The following is a 21,581-nucleotide window of genomic DNA, read 5'->3' on the forward strand; positions in this document are numbered from 1 at the left end:
AAGTTTGGCGACGGTCTTGACCGTGAAGGGATGCAATGCATCAGACCAAGAACCGGGTTTACCCCTGTTCTTTGTGTAGCTGAGTGGTGCTTTCATTACTATTAACGTCCCTTATACCGCTTTTTCTCAGCCAAACGCGAAACTGATTGGCGTCTTTGGGTATAAACCGCACGATCTTACCGTTTTTGAGTGAGATAATAAACACATCCAAACTAATGGCGAATGCGGATAGCTCGGCTGCTGAATGGCCGAAATCAGGAAAAGTATTGTTTGTTCCCATACGCTTAATATTAAAAAAATGCGTAGGTGTCACAAAAAAGACGTGGGACACCACACTTATGGACATTGAGGCACTGGTATACCCGACTCCGAATAAGTGAGCGCCCACGCCATAGGCGTGAGTGTTCTTACTTATTGTCCCGGAGTCTAAAAATTACCAGTTTTCAATGTCGAGACTTAAAGCAAAAACAGCTTCAAAATTTCTTATATGTCGGTATAAAGATACAACAATTTAAAAGGTTGTACAAGGATGTATTATCGTAAATACAGATTATTCCGACTTTTGCATAAAGCATCGGGGTCTTGATGTCATTGTGCCCCAGCAACTGCGTAACTATGCCGCAAACTGCCAATGCAGTTCGCTTTGGCATCTAGTCAACGGCTAATACAAAAAAGATTGCAGGAGGCCTATTTCTTAATTGAGAAGAAAAACAAAAAGCCTGCTGACATTTATTTGGAATTAAGATTTGAAACGCTATCCCATTTTTCATATGCTTTCAAGAAGAAGTTTGGGCAGACTCCAACAGAACTCGCAGCTCGAGAGAAAAAGACCTGCCGCTAGCATCAATTCCTGCAAACGAATGTTTGCAGGAATTTTGCACTGAGTTATCTTCCTCCGGGCCCTGTATTTCCTCCTATACGGGTCACCACGGATGTCATGGTGAACGTGGATGACAACGTGGGATTGCTGAAAGTGCCTCCAAGATACAAACCGTTGAAGTCTGAAGAATTGGCAACATCGGATACAGAAACGAGCTTATAGGTCTTTCCGGAACTGAATTTACTACTGGATAACAGCAAAGTGGTAAAACTCACGGGTGATTTAAAGGTAATTACTTCTGCGTTGTCACCATCCAACACACTGTATATCGTTCCGGCGTTCCCCCCATCCAGCATAACCGAAGCCTGTGTCGACACATTGGCCGTCGGTGTACTTGTTGTGCCTCCAACACCAACCAATAGCCCCCCGGTTATCTTAAATGTATTGTTGTCACAGTCAAAACCTGCTTCGGGGCTTCTTGCCCCGATGGCAAACACCTTTCCACCGGTTACAGTTAGTGCACCATTGGAATCAATTCCATCATTTGTGGTACTGTAGGCCACGACGGTTCCGCCGTTTATGTAGATGGCCTTACCGGCATTAATGGCATCATCCACGGCATTGATGTAAATATCCCCGCCGTTAATGGTCAGCGTACTCTTGCTTTCTATGCCTTCACCCCCCTCACCTGTAGTGGTAACATGGATCGTACCGCCATTGATAACGATATAGGGATCGATCGAATCATCCGTTTCGTAGGAAGCAACCATACCGTCATCCGCCACATTGATCGTGATATGACCATCATTGATAACGATTTGTCCTTCTCCAGCTTCCATCCCGTCACTGCTCGCCGTGATATCAATCGTTCCGCCGTCGATAAAGATGCCATCGTTGCTGTGCATTCCGTCGGAAGCTGCTTTGACAACCTGGATGGTCCCTTCGGCTACCCGTATATAATCATCGCTCACAATGCCATGTTTATTGTTTCCTGTGACCTGAAGCGTACCCGTTCCGGAGAATAAAAGTTGCCCCTCACTGAAAAACGTGCCTTTCTGATCTTCGGTGGATGTCGCGTAGGTCGTACCATCCATCAAGGCATTGGTTGTCCCTTCGGCCAAAACAACAAATGCACGTTTGCCGGACTGTATATTCACGGCGGGGCCGTCGGGATTGGTAATCGAAACCCCATTCAGGGTCAATTTGAATTTTTTGTCACTGTATATCTTGATGGAGCCGTCCGTGGTGGCGCCTGTCAATTCGTAAGCCACGCCGGCGACAGTGGATTGAATGACCACATCAGCCCCCGGTGCCGTGACCGTTACACCGGTTACCGCGTTTTCTACCTTTGCGCCCGCACCATCAAACGCTATTTTGACCGTGGAGCTGAATGTGGAATTGGCCAGCAAATCTTCGTCATTGACCCCGGTCTCGGAAGAACCTTCTGCCGTTCCGTTTGTGGTAGCCGCACGGATCGTAACCGCGGTTTCCGTGGTGACTGTTTCCCCTTCCGTATCGGTGATTTCGTCATCTTTCGCACACGAGACCGCAAGCACGGCCAATAGGAAAGGAATGGAAAAATATACTTTCGTTTTCATACTATATTAATTTTTGATGTGCTATTTATGGATCTTATATTTCACCTAAAAATTGGCAACCAGCAACAGGCCTGTGGTTGATAGGCATTCCGCTTCCAATGCCCGGGAACCTGAGAGGGATAGGGCATCTCCAGCAAACAGCAGACGCTCGTTCACCTCAAAATTGCCATCCAGCGTCAATGCAAAAACATGCGTTAACATTGGATCCAGGACCAGTTTGTATTCGGCTTTTCCGGCAAAAGCTCCTATATAAATCTGAAACGGTGCATCCCCTTTTCCCAAGACAGGCAACAGCTTGTTTCTATCCAGGGGATTTACGATGGGTAGGGTGTAACTGAGCATGTCTTTCGCACACTCCCCTACCCCTGAAAAGACGAATTGTTGAAAGGCAAAATAGCCTGCCCCGGCCTGCGACTGTTCCACCCATACTTCTACTTCTGCCTCAACAGACAATACACTTAGGTTGCCCAATGGCACGGTATAATCATGCGTTTTCGTCCGCAAGGCAATCTCTCCTGCCAGCGGAACAAAAACCGAAACGCTCCGTTCGGGCAACGGCAACGTCAAGGTTTGACCGGAACGCCCTAACCATTCATTTACCTGATGCAGGCAGCCGATGGGCATACGATGGGGAGAAACATAACCCCCATAATTCAGCGTGCTTCTAAGCCGCCCTTTACCGATGGCCATTTCTCCCCGTTGTTCGGCTATATAGATTCTGACGTCTTCCACGGCTGTATTACCTATGCATTGACGCGAAGCGTAATTTTCATCTCGAACCCTTCGGCCATCGTACCTGTAACGGTTGACATTTCTTTTTCCACCCCGTCGCCAAAAACATTGTCCCTGCTGTTGTAAATATAGCCCGACGTACCTTTGGTGTATCCATAGTTAGCACCATTCGTATTCACATCGATCGACAGGCTATCCTGAAAAGCTATCTGGGTGACCAATAGCGATTTACCCGAGCCATCATAAATATGCACGTGGATATGTGTGGCCCGGCCTTGGTACCAACCCGGGAAGATGGTCTGGAACGTGACCAACCCATTGCCATCGGTTACCTGACGCCCGCGGAACCAGTTTGCAGACTGATAATTAGCAGATTGCATTTGCATTCCCCCGTACTGCGAATAATTACCATCCACATCGCAGTGCCAGATATCGACCAGCGCTCCCGGCAGTGGATTACAGTTGTCATTCACGTTGGCAATCGTAATCAATGCAGTCATTTCGACACCCAAGCCATCTCCCTTATGGATATCCGAACGCACGTAGGAAGTGGGTGTTTTGGTAGGGAATGGCCCTTCGGTTTCCGCTGGCGTAACGGAGCAGCTGCTATCTACTGTAACATCCGTTCCTGTCTCATCCGTGGGAGTAATGTCATCGTCCTTTTTACAGGAGGCCCATGCTGCCGGTCCTGAAAACGCCAAAAAAGATAACGTCCTGATGAATTGTTTCCGTTCCATAATAATCTCTCCTTTAAATTAGGGGAGAAATTTACAGGGACGAGATGTAAAAAAATGTTAAGTGCCGATGAAAGAGCTTATTGTGTCGATGAGTCCTTTAAAAACCGAACGACCTCCTTATGGTAGCTTTCACCTACACTGAGCAGGAAATGAGGTAGCTGTATTTTTTTATTTGAAAAAGAAACGACATGTGGAACAGCTACGATATGACTTCTGTGTATACGGATAAACCGGTTGGAGGGCAGCCGATCATACATGGCTTTCAGCGTGGAGAGTGTCAGCACTGTTTTTCCGTTTATCAGGTGGATCTTGACATAGTCCTGCATACTTTCTATGCATTCGATGTCATCCAGCTGAACTTTTACCAACTTATACTCTTCATACACCGTCAGGAATGGCCGGTATTCCTGTGATGCATGGCGTGCCAATGCTTTCTCAACGGCCCGTTCAAACCGACTGTAATCAAACGGTTTCAACAAATAATCAACTGAATCGAGTTCAAAACCGTCAACTGCGTATGCCTTATGTGCTGTGGTGAAAACAAGCAGGGGTCGGGGGGATAGGGAGCGGGCAAAATCTACCCCGTTGACTTCGAGCATATCCACATCAAGGAAAAGTAAATCCACACGTTCTTTGTCCAGGAACGCTTTGGCTGCGAGTGGATTGGAGAAAGCGCCGATCAAGCGCAATCCGGGATGCTTTTCTGCAAATCCGACGATAACCTGCAACGCCAGCGGTTCGTCATCAACAGCAATACAGGATATCATCCATCAAATATACAGTAAAAGCTTCACAAAAAAGTGATCGGTTCCTGCTACGATATCCAATTCGAATTTGTCCGGATACAAACGCTCCAACAGCTTTCTGGTATTCTTCAACCCTATTCCCGAACTAGGCTGTGCGTGTAATTCCCTGGAAACAGCGTTCTTCACTTCCATTAAACAATGGCTATCCGTTACCTGTATGAAAAAATCCAGGTAACAAGGTTCCGAAACCCGTAGGCCATATTTAAAAGCGTTCTCCACAAACGGTAACAGGATAAAAGGGTGTATTTTCTTGGTACTATCCTGGCCCTCGTATCGCTCCTTAATTGTACAATTTGCCCCGACACGTAACTTTTGCAGGCTGATAAAATCTTGAATCGCCTGAATTTCTTCCTTTAAGCCTACTTCCTCGTCGTTTCGTTCATCCATATAGTAGCGCATCAGCTGGGACAATTTATAGACGCTAGTGGCCGTAGAAGGATCGTTCGTCAAAGCCAGGGAATAGATATTATGCAGCGTGTTGAACAAAAAATGGGGGTGAACCTGTGCCTTGAGAAAGGCAAGCTCTGCCTTTGTCCACTCGTGCTGTACCTGCTGCACTTTCTGCTGGGATTGCATCCAATATTGCACAATCCTGAGCAAAGACCCCAAGATGACAACCAGCATCACAATATACATGGAAGCGATGTCCAGATGCCCCCTGTTTTTCGGGGGCGGTTCCTGCCCGTTGTGGGGTGGAGGCATCGGAAAAGGTTCTCCTTCACGGTTGGCAAATTCTCTTTGCGGCATACTATCCAGTCGCATTAACCGGTCAAACGGTTTTAACCAATAAGCGAATACGATGGCAACCAACACGAGAGAAATCACATATAATAGGTATCTTCTTTTCCGGATGATAAAAGGTGTCCACAGATAGCTATTCAGATAATAAGGAACGATAAAGCAAAATCCGAAAAACCAGATTTCCCAACGCTGGAACAACTCGGAACCCCATACACTTTTGTTGCTGATAAAAAGGATCGGTAAAGACAAGAAACCCAACCAGGCAAGTGCGTGGAGTAAAACGTTGAACTTGTTATGCCATTTCAAAAAACGGGCTTGCATACGGAGCGATAAATGATCTGTTGTAAATATAGCATTAACATTGAAAACCGACATGCACTATAATTATCCGGCGGACCGACTTGCCGTCAGATGTATTGCTAACAACAGATCAACCGAGATGACCTGTAAATTGACTACCCCCGAATTGCGGGAACGGAAAGAAACCGTTATTGCCAGTCTGAAACAGCAAATGATGGAAAAACGGGACCTTAAAAACGGCTACGCATTCAGATTCCCTGGGACAGATGATGTGTTGGATGAGTTGATGGAGTTCATAAAAACGGAAAGGGAATGTTGTGATTTTTTTATATTTGGTCTTTCTGTAAGCGGCGATAAAAGTGAGATATGGCTTGAATTAACCGGAGCCGCCGGTGCAAAGGATTTTATTACGGCAGAACTTGGCTTTTAATGGAAGCACTCAGATCGATCCCAATTTTTGTACTCGCAGGACTGTGTGAAATAGGGGGAGGCTATCTTGTCTGGCTTTGGCTGAAAGAAGATAAACCCTGGTGGTATGGACTTTTGGGTGGTTTGATACTTGCTTCCTACGGAGTTGTAGCAACCTGGCAGACATCAAATTTTGCCCGGGTATATGCGACATACGGCGGAATTTTCATTGTCATGTCCATCCTGTGGTCTATGAAGTTTGACAACTATTCACCGGATAAATATGACATCGTGGGCGCGTTGATTGCTTTATTGGGTGTTTGTATCATCTATTATGCACCAAGGCAGTAAATGATAAATTCTTCGTCATAACCTGCTATTGACTGTCTTTTTGGATAACGGCGCGTAGCTTGTCTTCGTTGAGGATGGTAATGTTCTTTCCATTCAACCGGATGTATCCTTCGCTTGCAAGTTCGTTCAGCATTTTAAAAAGTGTCTCATACGTGGTCCCTGCAAAAGAGGCAATATCCTGCCGACTCAGCGTAACCGCAATTGCACCGTCATTTTTTGTACCGAACTGGTCTTTCAGGGATACCAATGCCTGCGCAATCCGTGCTCTTACCGACATGTGTGCAAGATTCCGCATGCCATGATGAGATTCCTGGAGTTCATTCGCAAGGTAACGCATCAAAGCATAGGTCAGATTCGTGTTGACCCGCAGCGTGCTCTCAAAAAAATCCATATCCAGGTAACAGACCTCCGTATCTTCTAAAGCGGTTGCGGAAACCGGATACCGGGCTTCTTTCCCCAGTCCAAGATGTCCAATCATATCGCCCCCTCTGGCAAAGCGGATAATCAACTCTTTTTCCTCTCCCCATTTTTTATGAATTTTTAAGATGCCGGAGTACACAAAATAAATGCCCGTCACGGGCTTTCCTTCGTTGAAAGCCTGTTGTCCTTTTTTGATCAGAAAATTCTTTCTGTAGATTTCGACCGCCGGAATCCAATCAGGAAGACACAACCTACACAAGAGACAATCACGGAGATTGCAGGATGATCTGCTTTCTTTCATTATTCCTTTCCGCCACAATACTACAAATTTTTTTGACGAAGCGCAGCTTTTTTGGTTATTTGAAAAATATATTTTATATCATATTAATATGCATTTATTTTATAAATAATAAAGTATAATATTGTTTAAAATATATTTTATATAATTTTGCATGAAATCCATTTGACGTTTATGAAGGGCCGACATCTCAAAAACAGCATTCCGATCTCACCTACGCTGGATGACTTTAATGCATCCGGAAAAGTCAACCGGAAGATAGGCTTTAGTTTTCCTGCCGCGAGATTGGTTTGGATATGTCTGCTTGCAGTAGGGATCGGTGCCACGGTCAGTTTAATCGCCCGAATACTGCTTCTCTTCATTAACCTGGTTACAAACCTCTCCTTTTTTGGGGATTTTAGCCTTACTTTTCAGGATCCAGCCTATAACCACCGGGGGTTATGGGTGCTGATCATTCCGGCTTTAGGCGGGCTAGCCGTAGGTCTGATGGCCTTATATGGATCAAAAGCGATCCGTGGGCACGGGATACCGGAAGCGATGGAGCAAATTTTGGTAAACCAAAGCCGAATCAGGCCAAAAACAACCTTGCTGAAACCCATTTCCTCCGCAATCGCCATCGGCACGGGGGGTCCGTTTGGAGCTGAAGGCCCCATCATTGCTACCGGGGGAGCTTTTGGCTCTACACTTGGGCAATTCCTGAGGGTAACGCCCCGGGAGCGAAAAGCATTGCTGGCAGCAGGGGCCACCGCCGGTATGTCGGCTATTTTCGGAACACCTGTTGCGGCAATCTTTCTTGCTGTGGAACTGCTTTTGTTCGAGTTTTCTGCACGGACTATACTACCGGTTGCACTGGCATGCATTACCGGGGCTGCGGGGCATTACTTCCTGTTTGAAGCCGGTCCCGTATTTCCGATGCCTTTTCTTTCCATTCCCTCCAACTCGGCCCTGTTAATCTACAGTTTGATCGGGGTATTGATCGGGGTCATATCGGTAGCACTGACCAAGGCGGTGTATTATGTGGAAGACTTGTTTGAAAAGCTTCCGGTACATTGGATGTGGTGGCCGGCATTGGGTGGACTGGCGGTGGGATTGATCGGCTATTTTGCTCCGTATACCCTCGGAGTTGGGTATCAGAATATCACCAATGTATTGGCTGGAAGCACGCCGTTGGCCCTTTTACTTTCCCTCGCCTTATTAAAATTTGCTTCTTGGTGTATCGCACTGGGCAGCGGCACTTCCGGCGGAACACTTGCGCCTTTGTTAACCATCGGAGGTGCCTGCGGTGCAATCGGTGGCTTTGCCTTCTCATCTGTTTTTCCAAACATCAACATCAGCTTGTCCATGGCTGCCCTCATCGGTATGGCAGCCATGTTTGCGGGGGCATCAAGAGCCTATCTAACCAGTATCTTATTCGCATTGGAGGCAACCTCGCAATCCAATGCTTTGGTTCCGTTACTCGCCGCCTGCACGGGGTCTTACCTCGTTTCGATGTTCTTCATGAAAAATACCATCATGACCGAAAAAATCGCCCGCCGGGGGGTTTCTACACCGGAAGTATATGAGCCGGATCTTCTCAGGCAAATCGCTGTACAGCGCGTCATGAAACATCTGTTGATTGTTCCCGATGCTGCACAAAAAACCATTGGAGCCATCCGGGAGTTTTATCGGAATTCACGTGCTGAACATGATTTTCTGGCATTTGTGGACCAAGATGGTGAATTCATGGGCATCCTCCCAACTCCCGAAATTTTCAATGTGGACATTAATCCGGAGGTTTCGGTTGCTTCAGTTGCTAAACGGGGTATTTATACCATCCCGGCATCAAGTCATCTGGGCGAAGCGGCTGAATTGCTTGCAAAAAGTCCCAGTCCGTTCCTACTGGTAACGTCGGATGCCCCTCGAGGCAAAATAACAGGGATCATTACCTATAAGGAGATTTTAGGGTGCTACCTGCGCCATACCCGTGATAACAGAGAAAGAAAGCGAAGCCTTTTACCCGGCAGACAGCGCATACGGATTTTGGTGAAAGGGAGGCTGCCGCGTACATCGGATTATTAAATGGATGACATGAAATAGTTTCATCAAAATATTGGATGATTAAACATAATGGGGGCTATTTTTGGTCAAACCACATCTGTGATAGAAAAGCCTCCCTTTTCTGACATACTAATATAATTTATTTGCTATGGCAACCTCAGTTCATTTGAGTATTACGGATACTCTTGACCGGGATTCCGGCCATCACCCCGAGAGTTTCATCTCTCATTACGTATTCAGTCGCGATCATAAAATGATTGCAAAGCAATTTCTGGTTACTTCCATTGCGATGGCCTTCTTCGCATTGGTGCTCTCCATCCTCTTCCGGATTCAGCTCGGATGGCCAGACAAAGAGTTCCCGATACTGGAAGTCCTGCTCGGAAAATGGGCAGAGGGCGGGCGTATCCGACCGGATTTTTACCTTGCGCTTGTTACCATACACGGTACGATCATGGTTTTCTTCGTGCTTACCGCGGGGCTAAGCGGTACTTTTGCCAACCTGCTTATACCCTTACAGATCGGCGCGCGGGATATGGCCTCTCCGTTCATGAATATGCTTTCTTATTGGTCATTTTTCACGTCCTGTGTGGTGCTCATTGCATCGTTCTTTATTGAAAGCGGACCTGCAAGTGCGGGATGGACGGTTTACCCGCCCCTATCTGCCATCCCCAAGGCTATTCCGGGGTCTGGCCTGGGAATGACGATGTGGCTGATCAGCGTATTCCTGTTTGTGATTTCATCGGTATTGGGCTCGATCAACTACATCAGCACGGTGCTCAATCTTCGTACAAGGGGAATGGATTTATGGAAAATGCCGCTTACCGTTTGGGGGCTCTTCCTGACGGCTGTCTTAGGATTGCTTACCTTCCCGGTACTGGTAGCCGGATTGGTGCTGTTGATTTTCGACCGCAGCTTTGGAACCAGTTTCTACCTCAGCGACTTGGTCATCCAGGGACAGATATTACCTAACGAAGGCGGAAGCCCCATCCTGTGGGAACACCTGTTCTGGTTCCTGGGGCACCCGGAGGTATATATTGCCATTCTGCCTGCTTTTGGCATTGTTTCGGAAGTGATGTCTACCCATTCGAGAAAGCCTATTTTCGGATACCATGCCATGGTATACTCACTGATCGGGATCGTGGTCTTATCGTTCTTGGTATGGGGCCACCATATGTTTGTTTCCGGGATGAATCCTTTCCTGGGGAGTGTATTTATGATCACCACACTGATCATCGCCGTACCCTCAGCCATCAAGACATTCAACTACCTGGCTACGCTCTGGCGGGGCAATATACGATTTACCCCACCCATGCTATTTGCGATCGGATTCGTGTCTTTCCTGGTTTCCGGAGGATTAACGGGTATCTATCTGGGAAATTCTTCGCTGGATATCGGCTTGCATGATTCCTATTTTGTGGTGGCTCATTTCCATTTGGTGATGGGATGCGCTTCCGTTTTCGGTATGCTGGCCGGCGTGTACCACTGGTTTCCAAAAATGTATGGACGGCTGATGGATGAAAAGCTCGGCTACCTGCATTTCTGGATGACTTTTATATGTGCTTACCTCGTATTCTTTCCGATGCATTTCATGGGCATTGATGGAGTTCCAAGACGGTATTATGCGTTTACTGAATTCCCTTTTATGGAACATTGGCTATCGGTCAACAAATTTATCTCCTGGGCGGCCATCGTTGCCGGAATTGCACAGCTCGCTTTTCTGTGGAATTATATCTACTCGGCTTTCCGCGGAAAGAAAACCGAGCGAAACCCCTGGCGTGCCAATACCCTGGAATGGACGACACCCGTGGAGCGCTTACATGGTAACTGGCCGGGAGATCTGCCTACGGTTTATCGCTGGCCCTACGACTACAGCAAACCGGGGCACAGCGAAGATTATATTAGTCAGATAGTGCCCTTTTCGCAGACCATGGAATCCAACTTACTTCATGACTTCGACGGCGACCCGGAAGGGGAACGTGCACAACGGGAATGGGAATTGGCCCGGAAAACCGAATCAGAAACGCAATAGCACTAAATGCAGCTTTGCATCCATGAATCCGGTCATCACGATGAATCCTTTTCATGGAAATGTTTTGACAGAAAGACAGTCACCTGCTACCTTTGAGAACGGGCGATTATGGAAATACGCTATTTGAGACTGATAAAAGCAATCGTTGAAGAAGGGAGCATCACCCGGGCAATGGACGTGCTTTTTCTGTCGCAAAGTGCATTGAGCTATCAGCTGAAAGAAGCGGAGCTGCAAATAGGGACCAAGCTTTTTTTCCGGGTAAATAAAAAATTAGTTCTAACCCCGGCAGGAAAGAAACTTTATTCAACGGCCACCCGTGTACTTGCGGAACTGGATGAAACGGAAGAGGAAATCAGACGGATGATGGATGGAGAAAGCGGGACCATCCGGATCAGCACGGAATGTTACACCAGTTATCACTGGCTGCCACCGGTATTGAAGAAATTCAAAAGCGAATTTCCCAATGTGGAAATAGAAATTGTATTTGAAGCAACCCACCACCCCATTGAGAAACTACTGGCCGGCGAGCTGGACCTGGCAATTACCAGTAATCCGGAACACCCCGAACAAATTGAGTTTATCCAGCTCTTTTCCGATGAGATGCTGGCGGTGGTTTCTGACCAGCATCCCTGGGCGAAACGGGAATATGTGGTTTCAGAGGATTTCCAGGATGTAACACTGATCATCCATTCCCTGCCGCTGGATACCGTATCCATATTCCGAACGCAGCTGACGCCCAAAGGGCTTCATCCGAAGAAACTGATTATCCTGCCCCTGACAGAAGCTTCCATCGAACTGGTTAAGGCTAACATGGGGGTCATCGTATTGGCCAACTGGGCCATGAAACCGTACATTAACGGACAGGTCAAGGTGGTCCGTATCAACCCGGATGGTTTTTTCAGGCAACAGTACATCGCTCGGATGCGCAACCGGAAATATCCGGTTTATTTCGACTACTTTATCCGATTTCTACGGGAAGAGCTCCGGATAAATGCAGAAACAGAAACCTTGCAATAATTAATGAACATATATAAAAACCACTAAAAACATGAGTTTAAAAATTGGAGACACCGCTCCTGATTTCAGAGCGGAAACAACGGAAGGGCCGATTGACTTTTATCAATGGCTGGGTAATGATTGGGCAATTCTGTATTCACATCCGGGCGACTATACTCCCATCTGCACAACTGAATTGGGACGTACAGCACAGCTCAGCGAGGAATTTGCGAAACGAAATACCCGCATCCTGGCCATCAGTGTCGACGGAATCGAATCGCACCGCGGATGGGTTAATGACATCAATGAAACCCAGCATACCACGGTCAACTTTCCCATTATCGCCGACCCGGACAAGACCATTTCACGGTCCTATCAGATGATACACGACAACGCTTCCACGTCGGCAACCGTCAGGTCGGTCTACTTCATCGGACCCGACAAAAAAATCAAGGCAGCCATTACCTATCCGGCATCCACAGGAAGGAATTTTACGGAAATACTGCGTGTACTCGATTCACTGCAACTGACCGACCGTTACAGCGTGGGTACCCCCGTAGATTGGGAGGTGGGCCAGGATGTGGTTGTTTCAACCTCGATACGCAACGAAGATATTCCTTCAAAATTCCCGAAGGGCTACCGCGAGGTTAATTCTTATTTACGTTATACACCACAACCTGACAAATAACGGAAGGATAGGAACGAGTCCGCTCCATTGGGGAATAGGTAGGTAACGGTCCCTGGATTGACTGCCTGAATACTTGTAACAGCTAATTCCATGAAAGATTTCGATACTTTATGTGTCCATCCCCTAGGACGGGATACACATCCAAACGGTTCAGTTGCATCGCCTATTTACCCTTCTGCATCGTATGATTACACCGGAGGTGAAGGGCTGCGTTACCCGGGTTTCTATTCAACGTATAACCAGCAGCGGACCGGCCAGATCATTGCGAACCTGGAAGGAGGAGAATGGGGGATCACATTCAGCTCGGGTATGGCCGCCATCACTACGGCAATCCTGTCATTCGTCCAACAGGGAGATCACGTGATTTTCTCTGCAGACCTCTATGGGGGGACCATGGCGCTGGCCGAAAAGGAGCTTCCCAAACGTGGCATCGCCTTTAGCTATGCGGGAAATACGGCGGAAAGTTTTCAGGCCATGCTTACCAAAACCACGAAAGTGATTTACCTCGAAACACCTGCCAATCCACTCCTCGGCATTGTTCCGCTAAAGCAGGTTGCTGATTTGGCCCGGGCGAACGGAATCATTACGATTGTGGATAACACCTTTGCTTCACCCATTAACCAGTGCCCGATTAGCCATGGAATCGATATCGTGGTCCATAGCGGAACGAAGTTCCTCGGTGGGCACAATGACCTTCCCTTCGGGGCGCTGGTTACGGCCGAAATGCACCAGAACAAAATTCTTTCTACGGCAGAACTATACGGGGGATCCTTATCCGCTCAGGCTTGTTACCTTGCAGAAAGAAGTCTGAAAACACTGGCACTACGGATAAAAAAGCAAAACGAAAACGCCCAATTTCTAGCCGATTACCTTTCTAAGACGGCCGGTATACGTTCCGTTTTTTATCCCGGCCTTCCCTCGCACCCGAATCATGCTATTGCCAAAGAGCAGATGAGCGGTTTCGGAGGCATTCTTTCTTTCGAACCGGATCTGAAGCCGGGCCGCTTGCCTGTTTTTCTGAAGAACTTATCCATTATACAGCCTGCGCTAAGTTTGGGTGGCGTGGAAAGCCTTATCTGTGCGCCCGCCGAAACCTCACACCGCGGGCTTACGCCCGAAAAACGGCGCTCTTTGGGAATCAACGATAATTTACTGAGACTCTCGGTGGGTATTGAGAATGCCTCCGAGCTGGCATCCGATCTACACGATGCACTGACGAAAACCCGGTAAAAAAATCTTGAGGCAATAAGTTCCTGATCAACCTAAACCATTTATAGAAATCAATTCTGCTCATTTCATCCCTGATGCACGGTAATATACATCGCATTTTGGGATTATGTACAACAATTGTATCTTGTGTGCGGTTGTATACGTTAGATAGGCGGAATGGTTTTTTTATGAGCATACGATTTCCGGATTTGGTAGGATTATTGGTCGCGATGGGACTCACAGTCTTTTCATCTGCCTTTGCGCAGACAACTATCCGGGGCACGGTGACCGACGCGTCTACAGGCGAAGGTATTCCCGGTGTAAGTATACACATTACTCATACATCACACGGAACGTCTACAGATAGTTTAGGACATTACCTGCTAACTTTCAACGGTTCAGCTACCCAAATGCAATTCAGTGCGCTTGGTTATAAAACCGTATCTAAGCAACTTCCCCAAGAAACCTCCCAGACCATCGACGTTGAGCTTGAGGAAGATAGCCAAGTACTGGACGAAGTAACCATCAGCGGCAAGGGGCGTTATCGCAACCGCGACAACCCTGCTGTGGCATTGATCCGGAAAGTCATCGAACATAAAAAAGTCAATCGGCTTTCGCGTTTCGATTATGCTTCATTCGAAGTGTACGAAAAAATCATGATGGCGATAAGCGACGTGCCTAGGTTTGTTACGAACAATGCACTCACACGTGGGTATCGGTTTGCATTTGAAAACCTGGACACCACACTGGTGCCGGGTCGTTCTTTGTTGCCTATTTACCTTGAGGAAAATCTATCCCACCGGTACCAACGGCTTCATCCAAAAGCCGAAAAAACCATTGTTACCGCCAATAAAAAAACTGAATTGGATAAACGGTATATTAATAACGAAAACATCGAGACCTATTTTAAATTTATCCATGGCGATGTGGACATTTACGAGAACAACGTTTTAATTCTGAATAAACCTTTTCTCAGCCCTACGGCTGATGCTGCACCCCTATTCTACAAATTTTTTATTACCGATACCTTATCCAACGCAGAAGGTCAATTCGTCGAATTAACATTTGTGCCCCGAAACAACGAAGACCGCCTGTTTTCGGGCAAATTACAGGTCACATTAGACGGCAACTATGGAATACGCCGCGCAGACATTTGGATAGACCACCGGGCCAACCTCAATTGGGTAAATAATGTATCCGTTTCACTTCGCTTCCATCGGCATAGCAACGGTATTTACCTCCTTGCCCATTCCGATATGAAGATTAATTTCGGATTGGCTGAAAGCAAGCGCGGTGCTTTTGGACAGCGGACACTCGTTTATACCGACTACAATACGGATACGGTAATTCCTTCCAGCACATTTATGGGGCAACAGCTTATCAAATTGGCCGATGCCACGCAACAGACGGAAAACCACTGGGAGGCCGAACGCCCCCTGCAGCTCACGGAAGCGGAAGCCAGGACTTACACCAACCTTGATAGCTTGCAGCATAACAAGTCGTTCAGGCGTACATTGCGCTTAGGCTATCTTGTGGCCCAAAGCTACGTCAACGCTGGCCCCGTGGAGTTCGGCCCGCTGGAATACTCCTACAGTTTCAACGATCTGGAAGGTAGCCGTATCCGGTTAAGCGGTCGGACCACCCGTCAATTTTCCGAGAAATTCTATGCAGAAGTCTATGCAGCTTATGGATTCCGTGACGACCGCATGAAATTTTTTACCGGGATAGCTCATACACTCAATGGAAAGCGTATTGGGGAGTATCCAGCACACTACCTGCACGTTACCTACCAACAGGACGCCCGTGAACCGGGCCAATTACTGGGCTTCCGCAATGGCGATAGCTTTTCGAGATCTTTCCGTAGTGGCGATCAGGACAAATGGTCCTATTATGATATATTCAAAATAAATCATGTTGTCGAGTTCGGCAATCACGTCATGTTGCAAACTTTTCTCACCACACAACGGCAGGCGCCGGCTGCGAAGTTGTTTTTCATAGCGGGTCAAACCGGCCGAGACACGCTGAAAGCATTGCAGACGTCTGAATTGGGTATCGATCTTCGCTGGGCACCCAACGAGGAGTTTTTCCAGCGAAACCTCGAACGCTCTCCCATTATTAACGAATACCCGGTATTCAATTTGAGGTATAATTTGGGATTAAAGGGCTTATTAGGTGGCGAATATTCCTATCATGCCTTGCGGTTGGATGTCTTTAAACGTGTTTTCCTCTCACAATTGGGTTTGGTGGATGTCAACTTTGGCACCGGTTATATTTTCGGCACGGTGCCTTTCCCCTTGTTGGATATACCCAATGCCAGCAAAACTTATATGCTTGCGCCTGACTCGTATGCATTGCTGAATAACCTTGAATTCGTGAGCGATCAATACATTAAGTTGGCGTTCGAATACCGCCCCCATGGTTTCTTCTTCAATAAAATCCCGTTGATCAAAAAATTGAAGGTTCGTGAGGTAGCCGGATTCAAACTCCTGTATGGAGATGTAAGGCCCGAAAACAGACCGGAAAATAATTCAGATGTATTTCTGTTACCAAGAGACCAACAAGGTAATCCGACCACATTTACCCTTGAACGAAAACCCTATCTGGAAGCAAGTGCGGGCATCGAGAACATTCTCAATGTGCTTCGGGTAGAATATGTGAGAAGATTGTCGTATCTTAATCATCCCGACATTGACAAGGGCGGAATACGGTTTAGCGTAAAGGTAGATTTTTAGTCTGTAAAAAAAGAATACCATGGCATATCAAAACTTATTAGTCCACAACAACGGTCACATACGCCATCTCGTGATCAATCGCGAAGAAAAATTGAACGCGCTGAATAAACAGACACTGGCGGAATTACACGATGCCCTTACCGATGCGCTGGCAACCGAAACCATTCGGGGCATTGTGTTGACCGGTACGGGACAAAAGGCCTTTGTTGCCGGTGCGGACATTTCCGAATTTGCCAGTTTTGATGCGGAGCAGGGCCGTACACTGGCGGCTGAAGGGCAGTCCCGCGTATTTGATCTCATCCACCATGCCGGTAAACCGATTATCGCGGCCATCAACGGTTATGCATTAGGCGGGGGGCTTGAATTGGCATTAGCCTGTCACATGCGGGTAGCCGCCACCCATGCCAAATTAGGCCTACCGGAAGTGTCTCTGGGGCTGATACCGGGATATGGCGGTACACAGCGGCTAACGCAGCTGGCCGGCAGAGGAAGAGCGTTGGAGATGATTCTTACAGGTGATATGATATCTGCCAACGAAGCCCTTGGGTATGGTATCGTAAATTACGTTGTGGAGCCAGCTGATTTGCTTACAAAAACGGAAGACATCCTGCAGCGGATTGCGTCCCGTTCGGGTAGCGCTGTGTCAGCAGCCATTGAAGCGGTCAACGCCAGCTTCGGAACAACTAAGCCCGGATTTGAAACGGAAATCAATCTGTTCGGCCAGTGTTTCCAAACCCCGGATTTTAAGGAAGGGGTAGGCGCATTTTTGGAAAAACGAAAACCAAATTTTTGATTATGTCCTTCTCTGTATTCACCCAAAAAGAGCGTAATATCATCACCCTTGTGCTGTTGCTGTTATTGGGTGCCGTGATTGCCTACGCCGTCAGGGGTATCATCGGGGCACTGTTAGGCACCATGGTCATGTATACCATATTCCGCCCCCTGAACATCTGGCTGGTGGAACGTCTCAGATGGCGCAGGCCTTTGGCCGCGGTTATCATCATCGTTATTTCGTTTCTGATCATTGTGTTGCCATTTCTCGGGATAGGAACCATGTTAACCAACAAAATCGTGGAACTGGTGAAAAACCCCGAATGGATAAAAAATACGGTCAACACCATCAATGAATATGCGGGCGACAAGCTAGGCAAACCGGATTTGCTGCGGGAGCAGCTTGAGAAAAGCGCCTCCTACCTCGGTGGCCTCCTTACTTCGCTGCTCAGTGGGGCGGCAGGCCTCTTTCTGGATATTACGGTCATGTATTTCCTCCTGTACTTCATGTTCGTAAACTTCCGGGGGTTCGAACGCGGACTGCTCCGTTACTCGCCTTTCCGCATCGAAAATGCAATCAGGTTTGGCCTTGAACTGCGTAACATCACGTATTCCAACGTCATCGGGCAAACCTTCATCGCCTTGGTTCAAGGAGGTGCGTTGGCATTGGGGTTTTGGATTTTCGGGTTCAATGACGCGTTATTTTGGGGGGTGATTTGTGCCATACTGGCCTTTGTCCCGCTCTTAGGACCTCCGCTTATTTTTGTACCTACAGCGATTTATGCATTTACACAGGGCCAAAACTTTGCCGCTATCGGTTTACTGGTATACGGCTTTGTTGTGGTCATCAACATCGATAATGTGCTGCGGCTTATCATCGCTAAAAAAGTGGGCGACATCCATCCGATCATCACGGTAGTAGGCGTCATCATCGGCATTCCCTTATTTGGCGTAATGGGGTTGGTGTATGGGCCCCTATTGCTTTCCTACTTCCTCATTACCGTGCGTATTTACGAGGCCAATAAAAAACAACGGACGTTGGATGACGAGGCCATCGTACCTACCCAACGGCCACCTACGGAAAACAGCTAACCTAAATTACCTGAAAAAAGGGATTTCACAAGTGGACCCTCAACCGTTATCTTTGCAGCGAGTCATATAAAACGGATACGCACCTATGCAAAAAATTTGTAACGGACCATTTGCTGATTGACATGAAGATGCGATTAATCCTATGTACCCCTTTTCTACTGCTATTTGTCTCCTGCTTCCAGCTTATTGAAGATGTGACGGTCAAGCAGGATGGTTCCGGCACAGCAGTATTCACGGCTAACTTAAGCCAAAGCAGATCCAAGCTCGCATCCATCATGCTGCTCGATAGTGTCAACGGATACAAAGTGCCGTCCAAGACGGATATCCAGAACCACTTGGCCGAAATAGCTACGGAATTGAAAAAGATACCCGGTATATCCAATGTATCACACAGTGCTGATTTCGACAAGTTCATCGCTACCATCCGGTTTTCATTCAACAAGGTAGAAGATTTGAATACCATCGCGAATAAACTGTTCACTGAAATGAAAATCACGTCCTCCAATCAATCTTCCTATGCTTACAATAAAGGCGGCCGGACATTTAGCCGGACATACGTATATGAACCCAAGGCCAAGGCTGAATTTGAAAAACTAAAAGATGCCGATAAGGAAGTATTCAATTCCGCTACTTACACCAGTATTTACCGATTTGACCAACCTGTCCTTTCACAAAGCAATGCATCGGCCAAATTGGCTGCTTCCAAGAAGGCGGTGATGATGCAAAGCCCGATACTTGATCTGATCACCGGAAAAAGAAACATGACAAACCAAATTAAATTAGCAAATTAATCCATGAATAGATTCCTCTTAATTACACTCGCTTTACTGATAACATCAACACTCCGGGCTCAAGATCTTGCCAGTAAAATACCGCACGATGCCTTTGCCGTGGTAAACATCCAAACGGGACAGTTTTTTAAGCTCATCCATGTAAAAGATTTTGACCGCTCAGCGATCGGGAAAGCATTGGTAGACCTGGGACAGAAGACCGGTGCATCCGACATTACCAGTGTAACCGACTATGGATTCGATTTAAACAGCACAAGCTACTTTTGGACGTCCAAAACAGATAGCATCACCTATTTCACCGTTTTGATTCCCCTATCGGATGTAAGCGCTTTTGAACAGATTTTCGCCGCCGAAGAAGAAATTATACGGCAAGGACCCGTACAACAGTTCACCAAAACATTGGACGATGAGCAGGTTACATTTGCCTGGGACAACCGAATGCTATGCATTGCAAGTGGCTCCCCGGTAAGCAGTTATTTCGAAAACCAGGAAGTGGCCGATCGTTATGGCATTACCTACTACGATTATGGAAATTATTACGACGACCCCGATACTACATCAGCAGCTATCGACTCAGCTAACACATGGGGATACATCGATGACTTTGACATCGCTCCGCCCGTCGTGGAAATAGAGGCAGCTCCTACAGAAGCCACAGTTGAAGCCGCGGAAGAAGCTGTAGACTCGTTAGCGGATATCGTTTATGAAGATGAGCCGGTCGAAATTGACTCCACTACCGATTGGTGGGCGGATACTGCGAATTATGCAGTGGAAGCGGCTTCACCGTATGAAGACTATTATACCAAAAATATCCGGATAAAAGATTCGTTGGCCGGGATATGGGCACGCGAATACACCGAATCCGTTTTTAACCATTCCCTTGATAACAGTATCCTCAATAACCGGTCTTATCTCCGCAGTGTCAAGAAGGACGCGTTGATAACCGGCTGGCTTTCTAACCTGGAAGCAATTTACAGTACACTGCTGCCTGACTTATTCGGCATGCGGGGAGACGGCAAATTATTCAGCTATTATGGCAGTGTATATGCTGGGCTTTATGCCGACGGTGAAGGGTTTAAGCTAGGCACAGAAATGGAAGTGTCAGACGAACTAGCCCGCAGTTTCAAACGCATATACCGACCCAAACTCAATCGCAAGTTCCTGAAATATGTAGATAGCGACAGAGCTGTGGGCTTTGTAGGTTTGGCAATGGACAGCAAAGCGTATCTCGAAGAGCTGCCCAAACTCATGAATGACACCTACGGGAAAATATTTGCCCAATATGAAAATGAAATCTCATTGGGAGCCGAAATCGTTTCGCTACTCTTAGACGAAGAGGCAATTGCCAGCGTAGCCAAGGGAGATGGTTTATTCGTGTTAAACGGTATTGCCGAGAAAGAGGTGACATACACTGACTACGAATACGACGAAGATTATAACTATAAGGAGATCGAAAAGACCAAAATGGAAACCATTCCTGACTTTTTAGTTATGTTTTCATCGGATAATGTCAATTTATACAACCGCCTGGTCAGCTACTTTCAATACAAGATGTTGCTTAGCGATGATGACGGTATCTTCCACATAGAACAATCGGAACTGCCTTTCGACCTGTATTTATACCGCAGGGATAATATCGTGTTTCTGGGAACTTCAAAACTAGAAATGGAGGGCGTACGGGATAACCGCATGCAGGGATCCATCAGCAAGGCTCACAGGGCATTGCTAACCAAAAATCGATTTGCAGGCCTGATGAGTGCCAAGAAATTGTCCGAAGAGATTCCGCAAGAACAGCTGCGTTCGCTCGACAATTACATTGCCTTCCATAAGCTATTCGGCAACCTCGGCGATTTTTATTTCCGTTCCAATGGCATTAAAGGCAATACCGTTTCAGGAGAGTTTGTGGCACAGACACCGGAAGGATATGACAACGCTGTCCAATACCTGTTCGCTTTAATCGACTACGCTGCACAGCAACAATAGCTGTCTCCACCGGATACGCTTGTTTTTGTTTCGCGAATACGA

The 21,581-nt window shown here is 47.1% G+C and carries 20 protein-coding genes; 13 read left to right on the plus strand and 7 right to left on the minus strand.

Annotated features, from left to right (window positions below):
• Window positions 1–58 precede the first annotated feature (58 nt).
• Window positions 59–280 carry a hypothetical protein gene (locus tag IEX60_RS19115; RefSeq protein WP_188753014.1) on the minus strand — a complete coding sequence of 74 codons (222 nt, stop codon included), beginning with the start codon at window positions 278–280 and terminating at the stop codon, window positions 59–61.
• 351 nt (window positions 281–631) lie between these two features.
• Here IEX60_RS19115 and IEX60_RS19120 point away from each other — a divergent pair, with 351 nt between their 5' ends.
• Window positions 632–841, plus strand: coding sequence for a helix-turn-helix domain-containing protein (locus IEX60_RS19120; RefSeq protein ID WP_188753015.1), 210 nt, complete (start codon window positions 632–634; stop codon window positions 839–841).
• Window positions 842–885: 44 nt separating this feature from the next.
• Here IEX60_RS19120 and IEX60_RS19125 read toward each other — a convergent pair whose 3' ends face one another.
• The 5 genes from IEX60_RS19125 to IEX60_RS19145 all read right to left on the minus strand — a co-directional run bounded on the left by IEX60_RS19125 (window position 886) and on the right by IEX60_RS19145 (window position 5,755).
• The gene (locus tag IEX60_RS19125; protein WP_188753016.1) at window positions 886–2,418 is read right to left on the minus strand and encodes a carbohydrate-binding domain-containing protein; all 1,533 of its coding nucleotides are present in this window, start codon (window positions 2,416–2,418) and stop codon (window positions 886–888) included.
• Window positions 2,419–2,463: 45 nt separating this feature from the next.
• Window positions 2,464–3,150 (minus strand): hypothetical protein, encoded by a 687-nt coding sequence (locus IEX60_RS19130; RefSeq protein WP_188753017.1) that lies wholly within the window; start codon window positions 3,148–3,150, stop codon window positions 2,464–2,466.
• Between the two features lie 11 nt (window positions 3,151–3,161).
• On the minus strand, window positions 3,162–3,887 hold the full coding sequence (locus IEX60_RS19135; protein WP_188753018.1) for a dioxygenase family protein: 726 nt from the start codon (window positions 3,885–3,887) through the stop codon (window positions 3,162–3,164).
• Window positions 3,888–3,964: 77 nt separating this feature from the next.
• On the minus strand, window positions 3,965–4,654 hold the full coding sequence (locus IEX60_RS19140; protein ID WP_188753019.1) for a LytR/AlgR family response regulator transcription factor: 690 nt from the start codon (window positions 4,652–4,654) through the stop codon (window positions 3,965–3,967).
• 3 nt (window positions 4,655–4,657) lie between these two features.
• Window positions 4,658–5,755 carry a sensor histidine kinase gene (locus IEX60_RS19145; protein WP_188753020.1) on the minus strand — a complete coding sequence of 366 codons (1,098 nt, stop codon included), beginning with the start codon at window positions 5,753–5,755 and terminating at the stop codon, window positions 4,658–4,660.
• Window positions 5,756–5,873: 118 nt separating this feature from the next.
• Here IEX60_RS19145 and IEX60_RS19150 point away from each other — a divergent pair, with 118 nt between their 5' ends.
• Both IEX60_RS19150 and IEX60_RS19155 read left to right on the plus strand, forming a co-directional pair.
• Complete coding sequence (locus tag IEX60_RS19150; RefSeq protein ID WP_188753021.1) at window positions 5,874–6,164, plus strand: hypothetical protein; 291 nt, start codon at window positions 5,874–5,876, stop codon at window positions 6,162–6,164.
• Window positions 6,164–6,493 carry a YnfA family protein gene (locus IEX60_RS19155; protein ID WP_188753022.1) on the plus strand — a complete coding sequence of 110 codons (330 nt, stop codon included), beginning with the start codon at window positions 6,164–6,166 and terminating at the stop codon, window positions 6,491–6,493. The genes IEX60_RS19150 and IEX60_RS19155 overlap by 1 nt, the downstream gene beginning before the upstream one ends.
• A gap of 25 nt (window positions 6,494–6,518) precedes the next feature.
• Here IEX60_RS19155 and IEX60_RS19160 read toward each other — a convergent pair whose 3' ends face one another.
• Window positions 6,519–7,214, minus strand: a complete 696-nt coding sequence (locus tag IEX60_RS19160) for a Crp/Fnr family transcriptional regulator (RefSeq protein ID WP_188753023.1) — start codon at window positions 7,212–7,214, stop codon at window positions 6,519–6,521.
• A 171-nt stretch (window positions 7,215–7,385) separates the two neighbouring features.
• Between IEX60_RS19160 and IEX60_RS19165 the strand changes: the two genes are divergently transcribed.
• The 10 genes from IEX60_RS19165 to IEX60_RS19210 all read left to right on the plus strand — a co-directional run bounded on the left by IEX60_RS19165 (window position 7,386) and on the right by IEX60_RS19210 (window position 21,539).
• Complete coding sequence (locus IEX60_RS19165; protein WP_229717651.1) at window positions 7,386–9,269, plus strand: chloride channel protein; 1,884 nt, start codon at window positions 7,386–7,388, stop codon at window positions 9,267–9,269.
• Window positions 9,270–9,396: 127 nt separating this feature from the next.
• Window positions 9,397–11,277, plus strand: a complete 1,881-nt coding sequence (locus IEX60_RS19170) for a cytochrome c oxidase subunit I (RefSeq protein WP_188753024.1) — start codon at window positions 9,397–9,399, stop codon at window positions 11,275–11,277.
• Between the two features lie 123 nt (window positions 11,278–11,400).
• A complete protein-coding gene (locus tag IEX60_RS19175; protein ID WP_229717652.1) occupies window positions 11,401–12,294 on the plus strand; it encodes a LysR family transcriptional regulator in 894 nt (297 codons plus the stop codon).
• 31 nt (window positions 12,295–12,325) lie between these two features.
• Entirely contained in the window at window positions 12,326–12,961 is a 636-nt protein-coding gene (locus tag IEX60_RS19180) for a peroxiredoxin (RefSeq protein WP_188753026.1), read from the plus strand.
• 90 nt (window positions 12,962–13,051) lie between these two features.
• On the plus strand, window positions 13,052–14,191 hold the full coding sequence (locus tag IEX60_RS19185; RefSeq protein WP_188753027.1) for a trans-sulfuration enzyme family protein: 1,140 nt from the start codon (window positions 13,052–13,054) through the stop codon (window positions 14,189–14,191).
• 167 nt (window positions 14,192–14,358) lie between these two features.
• Complete coding sequence (locus IEX60_RS19190) at window positions 14,359–16,902, plus strand: DUF5686 and carboxypeptidase-like regulatory domain-containing protein (protein WP_188753028.1); 2,544 nt, start codon at window positions 14,359–14,361, stop codon at window positions 16,900–16,902.
• Window positions 16,903–16,921: 19 nt separating this feature from the next.
• Window positions 16,922–17,695 carry an enoyl-CoA hydratase/isomerase family protein gene (locus IEX60_RS19195; protein ID WP_188753029.1) on the plus strand — a complete coding sequence of 258 codons (774 nt, stop codon included), beginning with the start codon at window positions 16,922–16,924 and terminating at the stop codon, window positions 17,693–17,695.
• Window positions 17,696–17,697: 2 nt separating this feature from the next.
• Window positions 17,698–18,765: an AI-2E family transporter gene (locus IEX60_RS19200; protein WP_188753030.1), complete on the plus strand. Its 1,068-nt coding sequence runs from the start codon at window positions 17,698–17,700 to the stop codon at window positions 18,763–18,765.
• 122 nt (window positions 18,766–18,887) lie between these two features.
• Entirely contained in the window at window positions 18,888–19,556 is a 669-nt protein-coding gene (locus IEX60_RS19205) for a hypothetical protein (protein WP_188753031.1), read from the plus strand.
• A gap of 3 nt (window positions 19,557–19,559) precedes the next feature.
• The gene (locus IEX60_RS19210) at window positions 19,560–21,539 is read left to right on the plus strand and encodes a hypothetical protein (protein ID WP_188753032.1); all 1,980 of its coding nucleotides are present in this window, start codon (window positions 19,560–19,562) and stop codon (window positions 21,537–21,539) included.
• Window positions 21,540–21,581 lie beyond the last annotated feature (42 nt).

The sequence above is a fragment of the Parapedobacter defluvii genome (assembly GCF_014642075.1).
Lineage (GTDB): Bacteria > Bacteroidota > Bacteroidia > Sphingobacteriales > Sphingobacteriaceae > Parapedobacter > Parapedobacter defluvii.